The sequence below is a fragment of the Brevundimonas sp. genome (genome assembly GCF_041911375.1).
Lineage (GTDB): Bacteria > Pseudomonadota > Alphaproteobacteria > Caulobacterales > Caulobacteraceae > Brevundimonas.
On record NZ_JAYRPA010000017.1, the window covers coordinates 1 to 2,071 of the forward strand.

At 70.8% G+C, this 2,071-nt stretch carries 3 protein-coding genes; all 3 read left to right on the forward strand.

From position 1 onward, the window contains the following. The coding region (locus ACE3PU_RS02480; protein ID WP_374386312.1) for a hypothetical protein at positions 1-326 on the forward strand (326 nt) is incomplete at its 5' end. A 46-nt stretch (positions 327-372) separates the two neighbouring features. Then, complete coding sequence (locus ACE3PU_RS02485; protein WP_153147326.1) at positions 373-948, forward strand: GNAT family N-acetyltransferase; 576 nt, start codon at positions 373-375, stop codon at positions 946-948. Positions 949-1,122: 174 nt separating this feature from the next. Further along, a partial coding sequence (locus ACE3PU_RS02490) for an efflux RND transporter periplasmic adaptor subunit (protein WP_374386315.1) occupies positions 1,123-2,071 on the forward strand: 949 nt, incomplete at its 3' end.

A 2,071-nucleotide genomic window follows, 5' to 3' on the forward strand; every position in this document is an offset into this window, starting at 1 on the left:
CCTTCCCCAAGCTGGAGCCGCGGACCTTCGACCTCGTATACCTCGATCCGCCACGCTACGCCAAGAGCCCGTTCGGCGTCGTCGACATCGTCAACGACTACGCGGCGCTGATGAAGCCGGCGCTACTGTGCACGGCCGAGGGCGGCACGCTGATCTGCTGCAACAACGCGGCGCAGATTTCGCGCGAAACCTGGAGTGATCAGCTCGAACGCTGCGCCAGGAAGGTCGGGCACAGCATCCGCGACCTGGAATGGATCGCGCCGGAGGGCGATTTCCCCAGCCACGACGGGCAGGCGCCGCTGAAGATCGCGTTGCTGCGAGTATGAGGCGAACGCGGCCCAACCCAGCGGACCGTCGCCACCGGGACCAGACATGAAGCCTCAGCACTGGCGAAGCGCCGATGGCACCCGGCTGACCCTGCGGCCGATGCTGAAGAGCGATGCGCCGCTGGTCAAGGAGTCGCTCGGCAGGCTTTCCAGCGAAACCAGGCGCAACCGCTTCTTTTCCGCGGTCAGGGAGTTTTCCGACGAGACGGTGCGCCGGCTGACCGATTTCGACCTCGCCAGCGAGTTCGCCGTGGTCGTCGTCCGCCCCGACAGGGGCCGCGAAATCCCGATCGCCGGCGGCCGCTTCGTCCATTGCGCCGACGGCCGGCGCTGCGAGTTCTCGGTCCTGATCGGCGACCCCTGGCAGGGCCAGGGCCTTGGCCACCGGATCCTGCGCACCCTGATCCGCGAGGCGGCGCGGCGCGGCCTGCACCAGATGGACGGCTACGTCCTCGCCGACAACCGCGCCATGCTCAAGCTTGCGCGCGCCCACGGCTTCATGGTCGACACCAGCAACGAGGACGCAGGCGTCAGGATCGTCAGCCGCGACCTGCCCCGGCCGACGCCCGCCATCTGGCCACGGCTGTTCCGCAAGCTGCTGAAATTCGGCAGGAATCCGTAGGGCGTATTCCCGGCAACCGGCGCGACTGTCGCTTACCGGGACCACGCCCCGGGCCGCCCCCCGTTAAGGAAGCGTTAATCTGGGCGAAATAGACTCGGCGCCTGCCCCTTCGCGAGTCGCGCCATGCCCCGAGTTGCCTTCCGCCTTACCCGTCTTGCCGCGTTTCTGGTCGCCTTGTCCGCCGGTGCCGCCGGCGCCGGCGAGCCCCTCCGCCTGCAGGCCGCCCAGATCCGGGCGCTGGGGATCGAGACGGCGGTCGTCGGCCAGGCCGACACGGAACGCCAGGGCGTCTATCCGGCCCGCGTGCTGGTACCCAACGAACAGATGCGCGTCGTCGCCGCGCCGGTCGGCGGGATGCTCGAAATGCTCGCCGTCGCCCCCGGCGCTTCGGTCAAGAAAGGCCAGGTGCTGGCCCGCCTGGCCAGCCCGCAGGCGCTGGAACTGCAGCGCGAGGCGCTGCAGGCCGGCAGCCAGTCGGCGCTGCTGCAGCAAAGCCTGAAGCGCGACCAGCAACTGTTCGCCGAAGGCCTGATCGCCGAATCGCGCCTGCAGGCGACGCGCGCCGCCGCTACCCAGGCCGCCACCCAGGCCAGCGAACGCCAGCAAGGCCTGGCGCTGGCCGGTATCGCGCCGGGCAAATTGGGCCCTGCGCTGGCGTTGACCGCACCGATCGACGGCGTCGTGCTCGAACAGGGCGGCCAGCTCGGCCAGCGCGTCGAGGCGTCGGCGATGATCTACCGCATCGCCAGATTGTCGCCGCTGTGGCTGGAAATCCAGGTGCCGCTCGACGTCGCCGCCGGTCTCCGCGAAGGCATGGCGATCCGGGTCGCCGGGCGCGACATCGGCGGCAAGCTGATCGCCATCGGCCGCACGGTCGACCCGGCGAGCCAGACGGTCCTGCTGCGCGCCGAGGTCGATAAGGGCGCCGACGCGCTGCATGCCGGCCAGGTGGTCGAGGCGGAGATCGCCACCCCGCCCGCCGGGCACCAGCGGCTGCCGGCCGCCGCCCTGGCGCGCCACGACGGCAAGACCTGGGTCTTCGTCCAGGCCGCCGGCGACGATGCCGACGTGCGCTTCGCCGCCCGGCCGGTGCGCATCGTCGGCCAGGGCGGCGACAGCGTGC